The organism is Arenibacter sp. S6351L (assembly GCF_023016025.1).
In the GTDB taxonomy this organism is placed as follows: Bacteria; Bacteroidota; Bacteroidia; order Flavobacteriales; family Flavobacteriaceae; genus Arenibacter; species Arenibacter algicola_B.
Window position 1 is genome coordinate 1 of record NZ_JALKBB010000020.1, and the last position, 18,915, is coordinate 18,915.

At 39.3% G+C, this 18,915-nt stretch carries 14 protein-coding genes and 1 tRNA gene; 9 read left to right on the forward strand and 6 right to left on the reverse strand.

Features of this window, described 5'->3' with window-relative positions; all coding sequences use genetic code 11:
* The 3 genes from MWU82_RS15665 to MWU82_RS15675 all read left to right on the forward strand — a co-directional run.
* Positions 1-2,673: SusC/RagA family TonB-linked outer membrane protein (locus MWU82_RS15665; RefSeq protein WP_247097095.1), on the forward strand; the 2,673-nt coding region annotated here is incomplete at its 5' end.
* Positions 2,674-2,683: 10 nt separating this feature from the next.
* Positions 2,684-4,087, forward strand: coding sequence for a RagB/SusD family nutrient uptake outer membrane protein (locus MWU82_RS15670; RefSeq protein ID WP_247097096.1), 1,404 nt, complete (start codon positions 2,684-2,686; stop codon positions 4,085-4,087).
* A gap of 11 nt (positions 4,088-4,098) precedes the next feature.
* Positions 4,099-6,993 carry an insulinase family protein gene (locus MWU82_RS15675; RefSeq protein ID WP_247097097.1) on the forward strand — a complete coding sequence of 965 codons (2,895 nt, stop codon included), beginning with the start codon at positions 4,099-4,101 and terminating at the stop codon, positions 6,991-6,993.
* A gap of 77 nt (positions 6,994-7,070) precedes the next feature.
* On the opposite strand, the gene MWU82_RS15680 is transcribed toward MWU82_RS15675, so the two are convergent.
* From MWU82_RS15680 to MWU82_RS15695, 4 genes are all read right to left on the reverse strand, one after another.
* Complete coding sequence (locus MWU82_RS15680) at positions 7,071-7,337, reverse strand: DUF6520 family protein (protein ID WP_247097098.1); 267 nt, start codon at positions 7,335-7,337, stop codon at positions 7,071-7,073.
* Between the two features lie 108 nt (positions 7,338-7,445).
* Positions 7,446-7,928, reverse strand: a complete 483-nt coding sequence (locus MWU82_RS15685; protein ID WP_247097099.1) for a MauE/DoxX family redox-associated membrane protein — start codon at positions 7,926-7,928, stop codon at positions 7,446-7,448.
* A gap of 108 nt (positions 7,929-8,036) precedes the next feature.
* Positions 8,037-8,990 (reverse strand): helix-turn-helix domain-containing protein, encoded by a 954-nt coding sequence (locus MWU82_RS15690; protein WP_247097100.1) that lies wholly within the window; start codon positions 8,988-8,990, stop codon positions 8,037-8,039.
* Between the two features lie 77 nt (positions 8,991-9,067).
* Positions 9,068-9,445, reverse strand: a complete 378-nt coding sequence (locus MWU82_RS15695) for a hypothetical protein (RefSeq protein ID WP_187588466.1) — start codon at positions 9,443-9,445, stop codon at positions 9,068-9,070.
* A 224-nt stretch (positions 9,446-9,669) separates the two neighbouring features.
* Between MWU82_RS15695 and MWU82_RS15700 the strand changes: the two genes are divergently transcribed.
* Positions 9,670-12,096, forward strand: coding sequence for an aminotransferase class I/II-fold pyridoxal phosphate-dependent enzyme (locus MWU82_RS15700; RefSeq protein WP_247097101.1), 2,427 nt, complete (start codon positions 9,670-9,672; stop codon positions 12,094-12,096).
* Positions 12,097-12,184: 88 nt separating this feature from the next.
* On the forward strand, positions 12,185-13,030 hold the full coding sequence (locus MWU82_RS15705; RefSeq protein ID WP_247097102.1) for an RteC domain-containing protein: 846 nt from the start codon (positions 12,185-12,187) through the stop codon (positions 13,028-13,030).
* A gap of 628 nt (positions 13,031-13,658) precedes the next feature.
* Here MWU82_RS15705 and MWU82_RS15710 read toward each other — a convergent pair.
* Together MWU82_RS15710 and MWU82_RS15715 are read right to left on the reverse strand one after the other, a co-directional pair.
* Positions 13,659-14,879 (reverse strand): site-specific integrase, encoded by a 1,221-nt coding sequence (locus MWU82_RS15710; RefSeq protein ID WP_247097103.1) that lies wholly within the window; start codon positions 14,877-14,879, stop codon positions 13,659-13,661.
* Between the two features lie 238 nt (positions 14,880-15,117).
* Positions 15,118-15,202, reverse strand: a tRNA-Ser gene (locus MWU82_RS15715).
* Between the two features lie 109 nt (positions 15,203-15,311).
* Here MWU82_RS15715 and MWU82_RS15720 point away from each other — a divergent pair.
* The 4 genes from MWU82_RS15720 to MWU82_RS15735 all read left to right on the forward strand — a co-directional run bounded on the left by MWU82_RS15720 (position 15,312) and on the right by MWU82_RS15735 (position 18,822).
* A complete protein-coding gene (locus MWU82_RS15720; protein WP_247097104.1) occupies positions 15,312-16,070 on the forward strand; it encodes a sulfite exporter TauE/SafE family protein in 759 nt (252 codons plus the stop codon).
* A gap of 13 nt (positions 16,071-16,083) precedes the next feature.
* A complete protein-coding gene (locus MWU82_RS15725; RefSeq protein ID WP_247097105.1) occupies positions 16,084-16,716 on the forward strand; it encodes an NAD(P)H-dependent oxidoreductase in 633 nt (210 codons plus the stop codon).
* Positions 16,717-16,767: 51 nt separating this feature from the next.
* Positions 16,768-17,964 (forward strand): DegT/DnrJ/EryC1/StrS family aminotransferase, encoded by a 1,197-nt coding sequence (locus MWU82_RS15730; protein ID WP_247097106.1) that lies wholly within the window; start codon positions 16,768-16,770, stop codon positions 17,962-17,964.
* A gap of 72 nt (positions 17,965-18,036) precedes the next feature.
* On the forward strand, positions 18,037-18,822 hold the full coding sequence (locus tag MWU82_RS15735; protein WP_247097107.1) for a DUF1080 domain-containing protein: 786 nt from the start codon (positions 18,037-18,039) through the stop codon (positions 18,820-18,822).
* Positions 18,823-18,915 lie beyond the last annotated feature (93 nt).

Consider the following 18,915-nt stretch of genomic DNA (forward strand, 5'->3'; position numbering starts at 1 on the left):
ATGAAGTCCGAGGTCACCGAGCTTCAAGAGGTGGAGGTCAATGCCGGTTACTATACGGTAAAGGAAAAGGAACGCACCGGCAGCATCAGTAGGGTAACGACCGAGGAAATAGAACTACAGCCCATCGTAAGTCCGTTGGAGGCCCTACAGGGCCGGATGGCAGGGGTAGAGGTGGTGCCCAACGGAAACCTGCCGGGAATGGCTTCTACCATTCGTATACGTGGTACCAACAGTTTGCGGTCGGAAGGCAACTTTCCTCTATATATCATAGACGGGGTTCCCATTAATTCAACTCCCATAGGAAGCAATTCATTGATCGGCAATTTTGGACCCGGAGCCGATCCCTTGAATATGTTGAATCTTTCCAATATACAGAGTATTGAGGTCCTTAAGGATGCAGATGCTACCGCCATCTATGGTTCTCGGGGAGCCAATGGGGTGATCCTCATCACCACTAAAAAAGGAGGACAGTCAGGCACCAAAGTTGAAGCCCAGGCCTACTCCGGAATGTCAAGCGTCCCGAACAGGGTTAACGTATTGGATACGGAGCAATACCTAAAGATTAGAAAAATGGCCTTTGAAAATGATGACATAGAAGCTACCCGCTTCAATGCTTATGACCTTGTGGTGTGGGACCAGGATCGCCAAACCGATTGGCAGGATGTATTTTTTGGCGGGGTTGCACCAGTAACCGATCTCAACCTGTCCTTTTCTGGGGGCAATGGTTCTACCAATTATAGTCTCCGTGGGTCCTATCACAATCAAGGGACGGTCTTTCCGGGAGATTATGACTACAACAAGGCCACCACTGCCCTTAATTTAAACCACGTATCGGAAAACCAGAAACTGGCCATTAATCTTTCGGTTAATTATGGTGCGGATACCAATCACCTGGTCGGAAGTGTCAACCTGACCACTGGGGGGTTAAAAGTACCGCCCAATGCTCCTCCTGTGTTTAACGAGGATGGCAGTCTCCACTGGGAAGAATGGAGCGATGTGGGACAAAACAACCCTCTAATGGGCTTTCACAATTCAAGCACAACCGTGTCCAACCATTTGGTAGGCAATATGGGCATCACCTATCAACTTGCAAAAGGCTTGAGCCTTAAGGCCAATTTGGGGTATACCAATTTTAATAGTAGGGAGGTAGTCAAGTACCCAAAAAAATCCTATAACCCGGCATGGAGTTTTCTAGAACACCAATCCGAGCACCTCCAGTTCACCAGAAAATCTTGGATAATAGAACCACAATTATTGTATAGAAGCCAATTTTTGGGTGGTAGCATAGATGCCTTGATAGGAACCACCTTTCAACAAAGTGGCAATGATAATCTCTCCATAAATGCAAGCGGCTATGTATCCGAAAGCCAAATAGGCAACCTAAGGGCGGCTGGTGCCGTATCTGTAAGATCCAATGAAAATATAGACTATAGGTACCATGCCATTTTTGCCCGCTTGGGATTTAATTGGGACCAACAATATTATCTGAATTTCACTGGCAGAAGGGATGGTTCCTCCCGTTTTGGCCCTGGAAAACGTTTCGCGAATTTTGGGGCCATAGGCGGAGCCTGGATATTTGCCAATGAGAACTCGAAACGGGATAAAGCGTCCTTTTTGAGTTTTGGGAAACTAAGGGGAAGTTACGGTATTACAGGAAGCGATCAGATAGGGGATTACGGCTATCTGGATACTTACGAACCCACGCCAGGCCCTGGTGGGCTGTATCCCACCCAATTGGCGAATACCGATTATTCTTGGGAAGAGAACAAGAAATTGGAAGCGGCCCTTGATCTTGGATTTCTAAGGGATAGGATCAATTTAGCAATTAATTGGTATCGCAACAGGTCCTCCAACCAATTGGTAGGATATCCTTTGCCGGCCATGACGGGCTTTAATTCCGTACAGGCCAACCTGCCAGCCACAGTCCAGAACACCGGGTGGGAGGTAGGACTTACCACGCTGAACATAAAGAACAAGGTGATACGTTGGCAGACTTCTCTGAATATAAGTTTCCCCGAGAACAAACTATTAAGCTATCCCGATATTGAACAATCCTCTCACGCAAATACGTATAGGGTAGACCAGCCGTTGAACATTGCACTTTTGTATCAATACGATGGTCTGGATCCACAAACCGGATTTTATAAGATGGCAGATATCAATGGGGATAATAGGTTGGACTATAAAGACCGTGTTGTTATCAAGGATTTGGGGCGACAATATTTTGGAGGTATAAACAACAGTATAGGGTTCAAAAATTTTAACCTGAATTTCTTGTGGGAATTTGTTAAGCAGGAAGGAAGCCTGCATATGTTCAATGCAGGAAACCTAAGTATGCAGCGGCAGGAGGTGGTGGAGGCCTTGGAAGAAGGAAGCAAATTCCAAAAAGTTTCCCGGTCCATACAGGCACTGATTGCCTATTCCAATGCTCAGAATTCCTCCTTTCCCTATACGGACGCCTCCTTTATTCGCTTAAAGACCCTTTCTGTTGGATATGATCTACCTCCTAATATAATAAAAGAAGTTGGGCTAAGTGCTTGCCAACTTTTTGTGAATGGACAGAACCTAATAACGATCAGCAATTATGGTGGCCTGGATCCTGAAATGCCAGTTGGCGGAACGCAGTTTTCCGCACTGCGTACGATCACCTGTGGAATAAAACTGAATTTTTAAAATAAACCCTATGAAAACACAAGTATATATCAAGCAATTTATGGTGATCATTTTCTTTTGCCATTTTGCCTCCTGTGAAGAATTCGTTGAACTGGAGTCGCCCGATCTAAAAATAGTCAGTGAAGTAGTTTTTAACAACGATGTGACGGCCATAAGCGCAATGAAGGGAATTTATAACGAGTTGGTTCGTGCAACCTTTAGCGGCGGATGGCAAAACAGTGTTACGGCCTTGGCAAGTTTGTCCGCTGATGAATGTACTGGTTTAAGTATAACCAATCTAACCTATACGGAATTTGAAGAAAATGAAATAATGCCATCCAATACAAGAAACCTGGAGGTATGGTCCAGTGCCTACAATATTATTTATATGACCAACTCTATATTGGAGGGCTTGGAAAACTCGAAAGATTTGACCGAGGAAATCCGTATACAATTGGAGGGAGAGGCAAAATTTGTTAGGGCATTCTCCTATTTCTATTTGGTGAATCTTTATGGCCCGGTACCACTACTGCTGTCCACTGAATACCAAATAAACGCTCGGGCCGCCAGTAATTCGAAAGAGGAAGTTTACGGTCAAATCCTGAAGGATCTTCAAGAGGCCATAGGGGTTTTGGCAGACGATTACAAAGAGGGGGAAAGAACATATATAAATCGTTTTGCCGCTATGGCCCTAATGTCCAGAGTAAACCTATACCAACAAAATTGGACAGCGGCCGAAAATTGGAGCAGTCAGGTAATATCTGAAACCGGTAGGTTTGAAATATTGGAGGATTTGAATGAGGTCTTCCTGGCCAATAGCAGGGAAGCAATTTGGCAATTGTCCCCTGTGGGCAACGGGGATACTTCAACACAGACCAATGAAGGGGCCATATTTATTATCCACCCAACATCTCCTTCGGCATCATTATTAAAACTGAACGATGATTTGGTGGGGTCATTTGAATCCCAGGACAAACGGCTGGCCCACTGGATAGACTTACATGAAGGAATCAATGCCTACTATCCTTATAAATACAAGGATAGAAACAGTACCAACAATCTAACGGAATATTCCATGGTCCTTCGGTTGGCCGAACAATATCTAATAAGGGCAGAGGCCAGGGCAATGTTGGACAATCTTCCCGGTGCAATCGCCGACCTAAATAGCATAAGAAGTCGAGCAGATATTCCAGCTATTTTAGAAACGGATCCGACCTTAACTAAAGAGATTTTATTGGAATTGATATTAAACGAGCGAAGAATTGAGCTGTTTACAGAATGGGGGCATCGTTGGTTGGATCTAAAACGGACAGAAAATACTTCGGAAGTATTAGCTCCAAAAAAATCATTGTGGCAGGATACGGATGTGTTGTATCCCGTTCCTGAACAGGAACGTTTAAAAAATGCTAATCTTGGTCAGAATCCTGGCTATTAATGATAGCTAAAATGAAGTACGTAAAATTAAAGTTCGTTTTACTTCTTACAATGGTTCTTCACTCCTTGAGTACCACCAAGGCACAATCCTACATGCCAAATAAGATAGATGATTCCTCTATAGATAATAGCATTAGGCATGGTATATTACCCAATGGATTCACATATTACATAAAATCCTTAGATAAACCCCAGGTCAAAACCTATTTGCGGTTTTATGTCAAGGCCGGTTATGAATGTGAGGATAGTGATCAGTTGCACCTATCCCATTTCCTAGAACACATGGCTTTTAAAGGGAGTGAACATTTTCCATTGGGAATTGCCAACGAGACTAAACTTGTACAAGAAATAGGAATTGATGCCATAGGCCGTGGCTTTTATGCAAATGCAGGGGATAAATCGGTGAATTATGTATTCAATGCCAATCCAAACAACAAAAAATCATTGGAAACCGGATTGTTATGGTTTAGGGATATCGCTACTGGTCTAAGGTTGGACAAGAAGGACATAGATTCAGAAAGAGGTGCCCTAAAGCAGGAAACTATACTCAGGGCCGAACCTAACGTAAATGCATCTTTTGTGCACTCAGCACTATATGCCCGGTTATTTCCCTGCAAAAAGGACGAAAGCAACTTTTTTGAGCATATGGCAACATTTTCCCCAGAAGCACTAAGGCGTTTTTACAGGGATTGGTATAGACCTGATTTAATGGCTGTTTGCGTGGTAGGCAATATTGAGAACGTGGTTGGCCTTGAAGAACGGATCAGTGACGTGTTTGCAAGTATTAAGCCTTCCAGTAACCCCAGAAAGTCTCCCAACTGCGATTCGCTCTATCTTAATAGTCCTACCCAGTTTGCTGTAGTTGGGTTGGAGCCCGATTCCATTGATGCAGAATCTAATGAAACAACAGAATTCCAATTGTTTTACCGGGATAGATCGGATGGATCAAGCACAACCAATTTTGAAGAAATTACGAAGAAACTATTGTGGAAATCGATTGTTGGAATTATGAATAGTCGATTTGAAGCGTTGAACAATAATTACAATAATGGCTTAAGAGCATTGGCTTGGGACCCAAAGGAATATAAAAGTGTACCCTCCTGTTTCATGGCAAATATCATAACTGAAAATGGAAAGGAAATGGAGGCCATAGCCAGAACTATGGAAATCGTTGGCCAGTTTCAAAAATATGGAGCTACTGGTTTGGAATGGGAAGGGGAGAAGGCCAGGCAACTTAAAAAATTGTCAGTTGAACCCGCTCACTTGGCGGATTATTGGATCAAGGAAATTCGGGATCACTATATATTGGGAGAACCATTGCCTTCCAATAAACTTTCTTCTGTGGAACAGTGGCTTCGTAAACTTTCTTTAAATGATTTCAATGTTCTGGTAACAAAACTATTTACTGGAATGCCGCAGGATATTGGGATAATTGCCCCTTCAGGCAACAAAATGCTGTCCTGCACGGAAGAGAAAGTGCGCTCATGGATCAATACGGCAATCAACACTCCAAAGGGACCATATATCCTACCCACGATACCTTCAAAATTGATCAATGATAGCAAGATTGCCAAACTAAGGGAAAAAGGATATATGTTTAAAGGAAAAACAGATTCCGGGGCCTCTGAGTTCATATTGGACAACGGGGTAAGGATAGTATTACTGCCCAATACCCCATCCTCCGATGTCAAGGAAGATAAGATTAAGCTGCATGGGTTCAGTACTGTTGGAGCATCCTTTTTACCGGAAGAGGAATACTATTCCGCTATTAGTGCACCAAGGATTGTTTTAAACGCGGGGGTAGGTAAATTTGATAAATTTGAGATAAATAGATTTCTTTCCGATAAGGGAGTACAATGGGTTACACCTTATGTGAAATCCCAGGAATCAGGCATTAGGGGTGAAACAATGTTGGATGGCCTGGAAAGTATGTTGCAATTGGTCTATTTATATTACACGCAAGCCAGAAAAGATAAGGATGCCAATCTGGACTGGATGAAAATGGTAAATGCATCGTATTCCGACCCTACATATAACTTAGCATATACCGATTTTAATAACTATATACAGGAGTTTGTTGCCGGTTGGCCAACGGCTTTAGTGGATGGAACACATTATTTTAATGGCACTAGGAATACAAGCTTTAAAAAGGCATATAAGAACTATCAAAAGCTCTTTGGAAATGCCAGGGATTTTACCTTTTTGATCAGTGGAAGTTTTGACCAGGATAAAATACTTCCATTACTACAAAAATATTTGGGAAATCTTCCGAATAAATATGGATCCAGACAAAGTAATATTAAATCATTTGCTCGGGACCATCTGCCCAAAGGGCCAATACTTAAGACATTTCCTGTCCCTTCGGAATATAATAGAAACAATATCCTGTATAGCATAATGTTCGTTAAAGACGCTAAGGCCAATGTAAATTGGAGGAAACAGATCAAAACTGAATTATTGGGAGCCTTGGTATGGGAGTTGGCTTGGGCCTTGAGATTTGAGAAAGGTTACTCTATTTATCATATAGAAGGTTATGGCAAATACAACAAAGAAATGTCCCGATATGACGTTGGTATAAAAGTGGATTGCGAACCAGAGGAATGGAAAAAATTACAAAAGGAATGTCGACAAATTTTTACGGACATAAGGAAGGGTAAGGTAAAGGAAGAGCTTTTTGATCGTGTGTATAAGCGTTTGTGCGCAAAATATGACGCCAACAAATCGGAAAACCCGGAATATAGGTTATCAAAAACCATTGATCAATACCGCTACAATATACCTTGGACGGATCCCGAAGAAATGGAAACCTATATAAGATCTATTAGTTTCAAAGATATTGTAGAGTTTTCGAATGAATTTTTTGATGCGAATGACCAATATGAGTTTATTATGGGAGAGGATTTATAGTTGCAATATTTATGATCGAAACCAAAAGCACACAGCGGAGTTTTCCGCTGTGTGCCAAGGTTAATAACATTGCCTAATTAGGGCAGAATAATAAGGGTGCCGTTGCCCGTCTTTTGAGTAGAATGATTCTTCTCATCATAGACTTCAAAAGGACCATCCCCGCCCACAGTGACTTCACAAGGTTGGGTGCCCGTTCCACAATCCACCTCGGTAATGGCTTCCCATTGACCATTCCTGAGAATGTAATCATTATTGGCCTCGTCGTCCAAATTGGTGAATGCAAATGACAGTGCAATGGCAAAAATAAATGCCAACATCGGTAATATCAATTTTAACTTTTTCATGATAATATAATTTTAATTAATAATAAGTGCCTACTCTTTTGTACAGGTTTTCGGTCTTCCCCCTGCTTCTGTTGCAACAAAATATCTTCATTATTTTACATTTAATGTTTAGACCCCATGGCCATCTACGGGCTTTGATGGATCTTGTCCCATGGAATTTTTTTTATGTTTGGGGGAGTACCATATGGCCAGTAGGGCCAATAGGAGCAATATCGCATTGAGCACCAAATGCTGTTCCCATGACAAGAGGGAGATAACACCCCCACAGGAACAGGGCCTAAAGGGGGCAAAAAATACAATGGCCAGGGTGTAGCCGGTAAAGAGGAGCATTAGGATTGCTGCCCCATAGAGTCCCATCAATCTGGTTTTTTTCCAAATCAATAAAAGGGCTACGGCCAGTTCCGACAATGGTACGGCCCAAGAGGCCAAGGATGCCATGGCCTTGCCCCCAAGCACTGGGGAGTTTCTGAAGTTATCATAGAACAGATGCCCTTCCAAGAGTTTGGTGATTCCGGCATAAGCAAAGAGGGTAATGAATAACAAACAGATGACCTCGACAATTGTCTCCCTATACTTTTGATACCATTTCATATCATTTGAATCGTTTTGATATTGAATGGTATAAAATTAAGCTGGTTGATTTATCTGTCTGGGATAATAACTGTTCTGAAAAGGATTAGTTTTAAGTAAGTAACACGGTCAAGAGTTAGCTCTAAGGTCTCTGGGAGTGTACCCATACCTAGCCTTGAACTCCCGTGAGAAGTGAGTAGCGTTCTTAAATCCGTTTTGCCGAGCTATGCGCTTAAAGGGTTCATTGGAACTTTTTACCAAAACATGTGCATTTCTAAGCCGCTCATTTTTTAGAAACTGAAACACTGTCATACCAAACAACTCCTTAAAACCTTTCTTTAATTTATATTCATTGGTTCCAAATTCATGGGCCAAATCCTGAAGGGATGGTGCATTCTTATCTAGATTATTCTTGAGAAAGTTTCCTATGGCCCTAAAAGTTTCCAAATCGGATATATTTAAAAAAGACTTTTCTTCTACAGGATGTTTGTGCTTAGTAAGTCGTATTTGTTTTAATATTTTAGATTGCAGTTTTCTTTCGTACAGTTTGGTGTTTTTAATAATATCCGATGATATTAGCATATACCTGACAATGGAGTTTTCCACTTGGGGAAGGTCAACCATCTTACAATATGCAGGAAGTTGCAAATCCGTTTTGGTCTTAAACACCAGTCGCATTTCACTTTCAAAATCCTGGTCACTACCTAATGAATTTGTTAAATCGACCCATTTTAGGATCGATTTTTTTTCAAGTAGATTAACCATAGGTTGATCTAGTAGCTCACTATTTTCCCAGTGTAATAATTTAGTTACATCTTGATTTATATAAGTTATCTTAAAGGTGTCATCCAAGAAAAAAATCATTTGCACCATATGCATATACGAGTCGTGCATATTAACATACCCTTGATGTAAGAAGGAATCCTTTATTTCTTCGGCTACTATATTCACCATTGCAGAAAGTGCTTCCAGCTCGTCCCGCTTATCCGATCGTTCCAGGCGATAGGAGAAATTACCCCTTGATAATTCGATCAACAGTTGAAAAACTTTGTTAAGCCTGCCATTGTACGTTATATTTTCCATGAATATATGGGCTATGGTACTTAATTACCCTTCTATATTTATTAATTATGGATTCAATTATAATTTAGTACGTTCATTTATTCGATAAATTCGGAAAGAAATTCCATTCCTTCCAACTCATTGCTTACCACCTTAGTGGGTATAGGGGGCATATTGGCCAATAGGTATAGGTCAGTCAAAATTTGGGATAAGGGATTATCTGATATAAAGGCCACAGCTTTTGTGAGTGACGAGCCTTCAGTTGCCAAATATCTTCTGGCATCTTTACTTATATCTATTATTCCTCGAATATCACAGAGTATGGGATAGGCCTTACCTTTCTGAAGTTGTAAACGATCAGACACTATTTCCATGGCACCGGCCAGTTGAATAGTTAAATTTTGCTTGTAAATAAATCGGACAACTCCATTATCTATATAATACTCAGCATATTCATTTTCGAAACTATTTTCCATGGTAACTTTTCAAAAATGCCACTCAAAGTAATAATTTTTATACAAATTTTGTAGGATTATCGATAAAATGCTTTAGAACTTATCTGTAAGGGATTATTAATGTTCTATAAAGGATTTATTCGGTATCAAGACCATTTGAAGAAGCTTTACACTGTTGATTTTGTGTACTTTATATATCTAAAATTAATAATAGGACTATTGCAGCGTACATAAACCAAGTTAAAATGGCAAAGATAAAACCCAATAATTTTCTTGATACCGTGGATAGTGTATTCAATGATGCCAAACGACAGGGCATATTACACCTTTATGCAGAAGGTGACCAGTTTACCGGTAGGCATATCAAGGTAGGACAAAAGGATATGTTCCATTTCGGAACTACCGGATACTTAGGTTTGGAACAAGACTCAAGGTTGAAAAAAGCCGCAGTGGATGCCATTAATAGATATGGAACACAATTTCCACTTTCTAAAACCTATATCTCACACCCGTTGTACAAGACCTTGGAGGAAAAGGTTACAGAAATGTACTCTAACCCTATTATTATTACTAAAAATAGCACCTTAGGCCATATCGGTGTCATTCCAAGCGCTGTTGACGATCAAGATGCTATAATATTGGATCATCAAGTCCATTGGAGCGTACAAAGCGCTGCCAAACTTCTAAAATCGAGGAGCATTCCAATTGATATGATCAGGCATAATAATCTTGAAATGCTGGAAGATAGAATTAGAAAACTTTCTTCCAAACATAAGAAAATATGGTACATGGCAGACGGAGTCTATTCTATGTTTGGCGATGTTTCACCAGTAATGGAACTTATGGGGCTTTGTAATAAATATTCCCAACTACACCTTTATTTTGATGATGTTCACGGAATGAGTTGGATCGGTAAGAACGGCACTGGATATGTGCTCGATAATTTAAAAGAACTTCCCGAACAGGTCTTACTTTTTGGAACTTTAAGCAAAACTTTTGGAGCAAGTGGTTCGTTACTTACATGTTCCAATCGCAAAATGTACGCGAAAATTAAAAATTTTGGTGGACCCTTGACTTTTTCGGCTCAATTGGAACCGGCGTCAGTCGCTGCCGCGATTGCTTCCGCAGATATACATTTGACTCCCGAAATCTATTCATTACAGGCCGATCTTATGGAACGTGTAAAGTACTTTAACACGCTTCTTTCAGAATCTGGCCTACCTCTTGTTGAACAGAATAATTCACCCGTATTCTACATTGGTACAGGGATGCCTGTCACCGGCTATAATTTTGTAAACCGAATGATGAAAGAGGGCTATTTTGTCAATTTAGGATTGTTCCCAGCCGTACCGGTGAAGAATACCGGTGTGCGAATAACCATTTCTCGGCACAATCAGAAGGAAGAAATCAAAGGTTTGGTGGAAGCCATGCAATATCATTATCCGCGTGCATTGGAAGCAACTTACACCAATGATGCTAAGGTAAGATCAGCTTTTAAACTTCCCCTAAACGAAACTGAAAAAATAAATAATAAACCAAAAATTAAGCTTAACACTCAATTTGCCAATAGCATTTCAAAAATACCTAAAAATGACTGGAATACCTTGTTAGGTGGTAATGGCATTTTCGATTGGGAGGGACTACACTTTTTGGAATCTGTTTTTTCGAAGAACAAAAAGAAGGAAGAAAATTGGAAATTTCATTATTACATTGTTCGAGACCTCATGGATAAACCCATATTGGCCACCTTTTTTACTTACTCCCTTTGGAAGGATGATATGTTGGCTTCCGAATCGGTCTCAAAGAAGGTGGAGGAAATAAGACAGCAAAACCCCTATTATTTGACTTCCAATGTTCTTGGGATGGGTTCCCTGTTCACTGAAGGTAATCACTTGTATTTGGACACCTCCCATCCACTTTGGCATGAAGCATTGCACAGCCTGATGGATCAACTGGAAAAATTGGATAGTAAATTGAATTCTAAAATGGTGGTGTTCCGGGATTTTATTAAAGATGAAAAGCTCCATGAGTTTTTCCATAATCTTGGATTTATTCAAGTCTCAATGCCGGATTCCAGCAGAATATCAAACCTTATATGGAAAGACAGTCCAAGCTACATATCAAATCTATCCAAACGATCACGAAGTCACTTTAGAAAGGATATCAAGCCTTATGAAGTAAGGTTCAACATAGAGATAAAAAATACAATTGAACCCCGTGAATACAATCTTTTTTTTAAGCTGTTAGAAAACGTTAGACAAAACAACCTTGGTTTAAACACTTTCCCATTTCCAAAAAAAATATTCAAATATATGAGCGACCACCAAAATTGGGAATTCATTATTCTTAAGCTAAGGTCCGGTTACTCCAAGGATGCCAGGGAACCAGTAGTAGGTGTAATGTTTTGCTATAAGAATATTGCAAGGGCCTATATTCCATCCTTTATTGGAATGGATTATGAGTATGCAAAAGTTCATCAAGTTTATCGTCAATTGTTGTACCAAACTATAAAGAGGGCAGGGGAGTTGGGATATAGAGAGATTCTATTTGGAATGACCGCAGCCTTCGAAAAAAGAAAGCTAGGAGCAGTAACAATATCACAGATTTCCTACATACAGTCCAAGGACAATTACAACCTTGAATTGGTTGGGATACTTGAAAACAGTGGTTAAATAAAATAAAACGCCCCACAAAATTATTTAAACCAGAACTGAATCTTCTGAATTGCTATTCACCAACATACCATAAAAAGTTAGTAGGATGGATAACCGATTCAAACACATTATTGATGGCTATTTTCAAAAACTAGAGGAAATTATACCAAGTAAAAGGATTGATCTCAAAAAAAGCAATGAAGGAATTCATCTAAGCAATAATGCCCTTTATTTGTTGAAAAAAATAGTGGAAAAGAATGGCTTTAAGTCCATTGAGGAAGAAATATACTTCTTTAAAAAAGTAAAGTCGGAACCTCTAAGCCATCTGGTTTATTTTAGCGAAGTCCGATCATGTGAGCTATTGATGCCCAAGATTGGTCTTGGAAATCAATTGAACTTCTTGGAAAAGAAAATTAAACGAATCAATAAATTCTTCAATAGAAATTGGGATTTTGTCCATTACATGGAACAAGAACTCACATACTTGGATATTCAGTACTTTACACGGTCCAATCAAGTATTTCCTCTCTATTCCCTACCTGAATCATGTTATTTGGATCCTAAGTTCTTTACTTCACATGATATGCTCTGGGCAAGGATAAAGGGAATGAACAAATTCATCATTTACCTTCAGGAGCGAATAAATCAATTAAAATTACATAAGCACAAAGCCTTACAGCTAGGAAAACCTAAAAAAACTTTGGTTTGGAGTGCCTCAAAGGCGGCGTTAACTGAGTTGATATATGCACTTTATTCCAGTTCCGCGGTTAACCATGGCAAGGAGGATATAAAAGGTATTGCAACGGCATTTGAAGATTTGTTCAATATCCGATTGGACAACATATATAAAACATACGCGGAGATAAAAAGTAGAAAGGATAGTAAAACAAGGTTTTTGGAAGAGCTAATTATACGCTTCAATAACAAAATTCATGAGGATGATAGTTTATAAAGAAAATCAAAGCTCAAAATATCCAACCCCGTTATATCCAATGGACCAATTTTAGACCATATTCAGGATTGCAAAAGCAATCATATTTAATAAAAAAGAGGACGCACCCCTACGTCCTCTTTTAAATTGTAAAAATAGATTTGCTTAATAACCTATTTTGCAAGTCTTAACTTATGTTTACCAAATATAGCTATTGCGTACTCCAAAAAGTTCTTTTTTAATACTAAAACTAACTCAATCGTTAAACAGTGGCCTTTTTATTGCCAATTGCAAATACGTTCAAAACCCAAAATAATTATACAATTATTCTATAATTGTCTGTAATTTTATGTACCGTGTATTTTAAATGTTTGATTTTGAACAATTTATTTCAACTAAGGGTACAATCTTACTTTCTGGAACAAAAGATCCTGACCAAAAATCAGCTGATTGACCGAATATTGCAAGATTACCCTCAAATGAAGATAAGTTCTATTTTAGTCTATATCTCCCAATTGAAAAACCTGGGGATTTTAGAAAATCCATCTCGAGGTATTTACACCCTAAAATATAATGAGTGATATACTGGAGCAATCCTTTTCAAAATAGAAATTGAAAAAGGCCAATCAAATCAAACAGAATATTAGATCTAGTTATTAAAATTTAATCTCTTCCTCAACATTTTCATATCATCACTTACCTTTCTATCCAATATTTTAGCATAATGTTGGGTGGTTTTCAGCGACTTATGACCTAACATCTTACTAACGGATTCAATTGAAACACCATTGGTCAAGGTTACGGTTGTGGCAAATGTATGCCTGGCCAAATGGTAGGTAAGATTTTTATTAATGCCACAGAGATCAGCTATCTCCTTAAGATAGGCATTCATTTTTTGATTGCTCAACACAGGCAATATTCTGTCTCCATTTAGCACGGCCGGATGCTCCGCATATTTATCGATAATGGCCTGTGCAGATGGCAAAATGGGTATATTGCTCCTAGTGTCCGTTTTGGATCTTTTTATTTTTATCCATTTTTCACCGTCTATCCCCAAGACAACATTGTCATTGGACAGCTTTTTGACATCAGAATAGGCCAATCCGGTAAAACATGAAAAAAGAAAGATATCCTTAACCTGATCGAGTCGGGCATTGCTGATTTCCTTCTCCAACATCAGTTGAATTTCCGATTCAGTTAAAAATTCACGGTCTACAATTTTTAATCTGCCTTTCCAATGAAGGAAAGGGTCTTTTTGAATCCAATCATTCGCAAAAGCTATGCGAACAATCTTTTTAAAATTAGTGATATACTTAACGGCCGTATTGTGGGCGCAATCACGTTCTGTTTTTAGATAATACTCGAAGCCATCTATAAAGGCATGGTCTACCTTCTTGATTGGAATGTCTTTTACTTTATACTCTTTATTAATATATTCTTCCACATGCTTTTTGGCCGTACAATATCTTTCTATAGTTCCAGGGGCATATTCCTTACCTACTAATTGTGCAATCTTATCATTATGATCCTGGAAAATTTTCAGTAACATTTTCTCATTGTCTGTTTTTCCCAAAAAAATATTCTTTATTAAATCAGCGGAAATTGGATCATTGCTATTTAGAAGACTCTCATAAATTTGGTAAATTCGATAACGTATCTTATCCATATAGGCATTCAATTCGCGAACTTTCTGTGTGGTACCCTTCATTTTTCCTGCGGACGCATTCCATTTGGCCAATGGTACTTTACGCTTAATACTGAATTCACCCCTCTTACCATTAACTGTAATTCTAGCATAAACAGGAGCTTCGCCCTCATTATCCACATCATTACCTCTTGGATAAAAAAGTACGGAAAATGTTGTTTTCATAGGTGCGTATTTAAAATGATAGTTAAAATTAATAATTTAATTTTAAAAAAACATTTACAAACTATTGTTATTTAGATAATTACAGCTAAATCGGTGCGTAAAATCAAATTAAAAATTACGCACCGAATACCGCACCTTTTTTATGATATTTTATGGTTTTATTTGATATTTTGGAAAATTAAAAAAGCCCGAAAACATAATGTTTACGGGCTTTTGGTGGAATTTGCGCAATTCCCAGCGGAGAAAGAGGGATTCGAACCCCCGGAGGTGTGACCCTCAACAGTTTTCAAGACTGCCGCATTCGACCACTCTGCCATTTCTCCTTAGCGGGTGCAAATATAGAAACCTTTTTTTTCTTTTTAAAAGAAAATGCAATTTTTATTTCAGAATTTAAATTAGGTTAGATTCTTTCCAAGAACTTACTTTTGCCTAATGGAAGAATGGTACCATTATGTACTTTTGGCTTTGGTAGGTCTCGCAGTTGGTGCGCTAAATACTTTGGCTGCCGGTGGCTCCCTTCTTACATTGCCCATCCTGATTTTTCTAGGCTTACCTGCCAGTGTTGCCAACGGCACCAACAGGATAGCCGTCCTTACCCAAGGTATTGCCAATGTTGCCGGTTATAAGAGTAAGGGCAAGACAATAGCCAGTCCGTTTATTTTGTATCTTTCCGTAGTAGCCACGGTAGGTACGCTAATTGGTTCCAAACTGGCCATAGATATTAATGAAAACGCCTTTAATAAGATATTGGCCATTGTAATGGTCCTTATAGTTATTGTTATGCTTATACAGCCCAGAATACGCATTAATGATTTTGAAGAAATAATTACGGGAAAACGACAATTTTGGGCCATAGTCTCCTTTTTCTTTATTGGTATTTACGGTGGCTTCATACAAGCCGGAACCGGTATTTTTGTTTTATTGGTATTGTCGACGATCAATCACCTTACATTAATGAAATCCAACGTCATTAAGGCTGTGGTTATGGTAGTGTACACCAGTGCAGCCTTAATACTTTTCGGGTTGAACGGTAAGTTGGATTGGGAAATAGGCTTAACTTTGGCCTCAGGACAGACACTCGGGGGATGGTTAACCAGCAGATGGTCCGTAGATAAAGGAGACAAAATCGTGAAAATCCTACTGATTATTGTAGTCATTTTCATGTCCATTAAACTATGGTTTTTTAATTAAAAGAAAATATATTTTGGATATTATCAAGAAATTGGAATGGCGCTATGCTGTAAAGAAGTTCAATGCCGATAAGATATTGACGGAGGATAAGCTGGAAAAACTTAAGCAGGCCTTTAACTTAACGGCCACTTCTTATGGATTACAACCCATTAAATTATTAGTAGTTCAAAATAAGGAACTGCAAAAAGAATTGGTTGAGTTTTCCTATGGACAAAAGCAGGTGGCACAGGCATCGCACGTTTTTGTTATTTGTATTGAAAAGCAAATTGATAAGAAATTTATTCATGACTACTTTGCCAGGGTACAGCAAATTAGAAATACTTCAGATGAAATACTTGATCCTTTCAAGGGCGCCCTTATTGAAACCTTTTCCAAAAAGGAAATTGAGGAGGTCAGGGTTTGGGCCACGAATCAGGCTTATTTGGCATTGGGAACCCTTCTGACCGTTTGTGCCTTGGAGGAGATCGATGCCTGTCCAATGGAAGGATTTGTACCTAAGTCTTACGATGAACTATTGGGACTGGATAAACTAAAACTGACTTCGGTCTTAGTACTTCCCGTTGGATATAGGGCAACGGATGATATGTTCGCGTCCCTAAAAAAAGTACGTAGGGACTTGGATGAAAGCATCATTCATATACCCTGATCCAATCTCAAAAAAAATCAATTTAATAACCTAATAATTAAGAATTAAGATATGCCAGGATTTGAACTTTTTGGAGACAAGGAACGCGAACAAGTAAACGAGGTTTTGGATTCAGGAGTATTGATGCGGTATGGTTTTGATGGCATGAGGAATGGTCATTGGAAAGCTAAGGAATTGGAACAGGCCCTGGAAAAACGAATGCAAGTCAATCACGCACAATTGGTGAGCAGTGGTACCGCCGCCTTAACAGTTGCTTTGGCCTGTGGAAAGGTAGGGGCAGGGGACGAAGTTATTTTACCCACGTTTACCTTTGTTGCTAGTTTTGAAGCGGTCCTTTCCGTTGGTGCTATTCCCATTTTAGTAGATGTGGACGATACACTTACCTTAGATCCCGTAGCAGTTGAGAAGGCCGTTACCAGTAAAACCAAAGCCGTGATGCCTGTGCATATGTGCGGCTCCATGGCAGACCTGTCAGCCCTAAAAAGAATATGCGACAAACATGACCTAATACTTCTGGAAGATGCCTGTCAGGCCATTGGTGGCAGTTATGAGGGCAAACCATTGGGCAGTTATGGAGATTTGGGTTGTTTTTCGTTCGACTATGTAAAGACTATTACTTGTGGGGAAGGTGGCGCTATTATTACCAATAACAAAGAATATTATAAAAGTGCCGACCAATATTCCGATCATGGTCATGACCATATTGGAAAGGATAGGGGAGCGGAGGACCATCCCATTCTTGGGTATAACTATAGGATTTCAGAACTACATGCTGCGGTTGGTCTGGCACAAATTGAACGTTTGGACGATTTTATAGCCACCCAGAAAAAAAATTATTCCATCATACGTTCTGCCTTGGAAAAAATCCCTGGAATTATCTTTAGGCGGGTACCAAAAAACGGTGTTGAGAACTATTCCTTTCTCAGTTTCTATCTGCCTACGGAAGAAATAGCTAGAAAGACGATCAAGGCTTTTTCTGAAAATGGCGTGGATGCCTGCTTTTATTGGTTCGACAATAATTGGCATTATTACAGAAAATGGGATCATTTAAAGGATTTGCAAGGCTTGAATAGTTTTTCCAAAGAGATTAAAGACGGACTTCCCAACTATAGCACTTCAGATTTCTCCAAGTCCGATCAATATGTCAGTAGAAATATATCCTGTTTAATCAAGTTGGGTTGGTCGGAAAATGAAGTTGCGGCCCGTGCCAACAAAATGGCCGAAATCATTAAGAATCAACTTTCCTGATAAAATGAAGCATTATGCCTATATTTATTTTTTATTATAACTATTAAACCAAAATCAAAATACCAAAAAATCATGAATACAAAGACTTCTTTCCTATGCCTATTTGCGGCAGTGTTATCCATGCAAGTGATAGCTCAAAACAAAGGTGGTACCCCTCCAGAAGTATCCCCAATGCCTATGAAAGCTCAAATGACAGAAATATGGGAGCCGGAAGTTGAAGTTGTGGTTCCAGCAAAAAAATTAGGGGATGCCCCGTCTGATGCCATTATATTATTTGACGGCACAAATTTGGATCAATGGACAAGTCAAAAAGATAATTCAAAGCCGGCACCATGGAAAATTGTTGACAATAACCATATGGAAGTAGTGCCAGGGTCTGGTGGTATAAGCACCAAAATGAAATTCGGGGATTGTCAGATACATTTGGAGTTTAGTGCTCCGGATGTGGTTGAAGGAGAAAGTCAGGGTAGGGGCAATAGTGGATTGTTTTTGCAAAATAGGTACGAACTTCAAATTTTGGACTCCTACAACAACAGAACTTACCGTAACGGACAGGCAGCAAGTATCTATAAGGACGAGGCTCCATTGGTGAATGCTATGAAAAGTCCGTTGGAATGGAATACCTACGACATTATTTATACGGCGCCCCGATTTAAGGAAGACGGTCGTTTGGATGCCAAAGCTAGAATAACCGTATTGCATAATGGTGTTTTGGTCCAGAACAATACGGTGATTAATGGAATAACCTACTATATTGGACTACACAACTATCCTTCGGCCCATGGAGATGATGTAATATCCCTCCAAGATCATGGGAATAAAACACAGTTCAGAAATATTTGGTTAAGAAAATTATAGACCCCTAAAGTTAGTCCATGCCAATTGGAGTATCTATTTAACCTCTTTTAGCAGGGTTATATAATTCATCCTAACAAAATAATGATACAAAAT

What these genes read in the sequence shown, in the direction of transcription:
- MWU82_RS15670 (WP_247097096.1), top strand. Translation starts at nt 2,684, where the DNA reads ATGAAAACACAAGTATATATCAAGCAATTTATGGTGATCATTTTCTTT.
- MWU82_RS15675 (WP_247097097.1), top strand. Translation starts at nt 4,099, where the DNA reads ATGAAGTACGTAAAATTAAAGTTCGTTTTACTTCTTACAATGGTTCTT.
- MWU82_RS15680 (WP_247097098.1), bottom strand. Translation starts at nt 7,337, where the DNA reads ATGAAAAAGTTAAAATTGATATTACCGATGTTGGCATTTATTTTTGCC.
- MWU82_RS15685 (WP_247097099.1), bottom strand. Translation starts at nt 7,928, where the DNA reads ATGAAATGGTATCAAAAGTATAGGGAGACAATTGTCGAGGTCATCTGT.
- MWU82_RS15690 (WP_247097100.1), bottom strand. Translation starts at nt 8,990, where the DNA reads ATGGAAAATATAACGTACAATGGCAGGCTTAACAAAGTTTTTCAACTG.
- MWU82_RS15695 (WP_187588466.1), bottom strand. Translation starts at nt 9,445, where the DNA reads ATGGAAAATAGTTTCGAAAATGAATATGCTGAGTATTATATAGATAAT.
- MWU82_RS15700 (WP_247097101.1), top strand. Translation starts at nt 9,670, where the DNA reads ATGGCAAAGATAAAACCCAATAATTTTCTTGATACCGTGGATAGTGTA.
- MWU82_RS15705 (WP_247097102.1), top strand. Translation starts at nt 12,185, where the DNA reads ATGGATAACCGATTCAAACACATTATTGATGGCTATTTTCAAAAACTA.
- MWU82_RS15710 (WP_247097103.1), bottom strand. Translation starts at nt 14,879, where the DNA reads ATGAAAACAACATTTTCCGTACTTTTTTATCCAAGAGGTAATGATGTG.
- MWU82_RS15720 (WP_247097104.1), top strand. Translation starts at nt 15,312, where the DNA reads ATGGAAGAATGGTACCATTATGTACTTTTGGCTTTGGTAGGTCTCGCA.
- MWU82_RS15730 (WP_247097106.1), top strand. Translation starts at nt 16,768, where the DNA reads ATGCCAGGATTTGAACTTTTTGGAGACAAGGAACGCGAACAAGTAAAC.
- MWU82_RS15735 (WP_247097107.1), top strand. Translation starts at nt 18,037, where the DNA reads ATGAATACAAAGACTTCTTTCCTATGCCTATTTGCGGCAGTGTTATCC.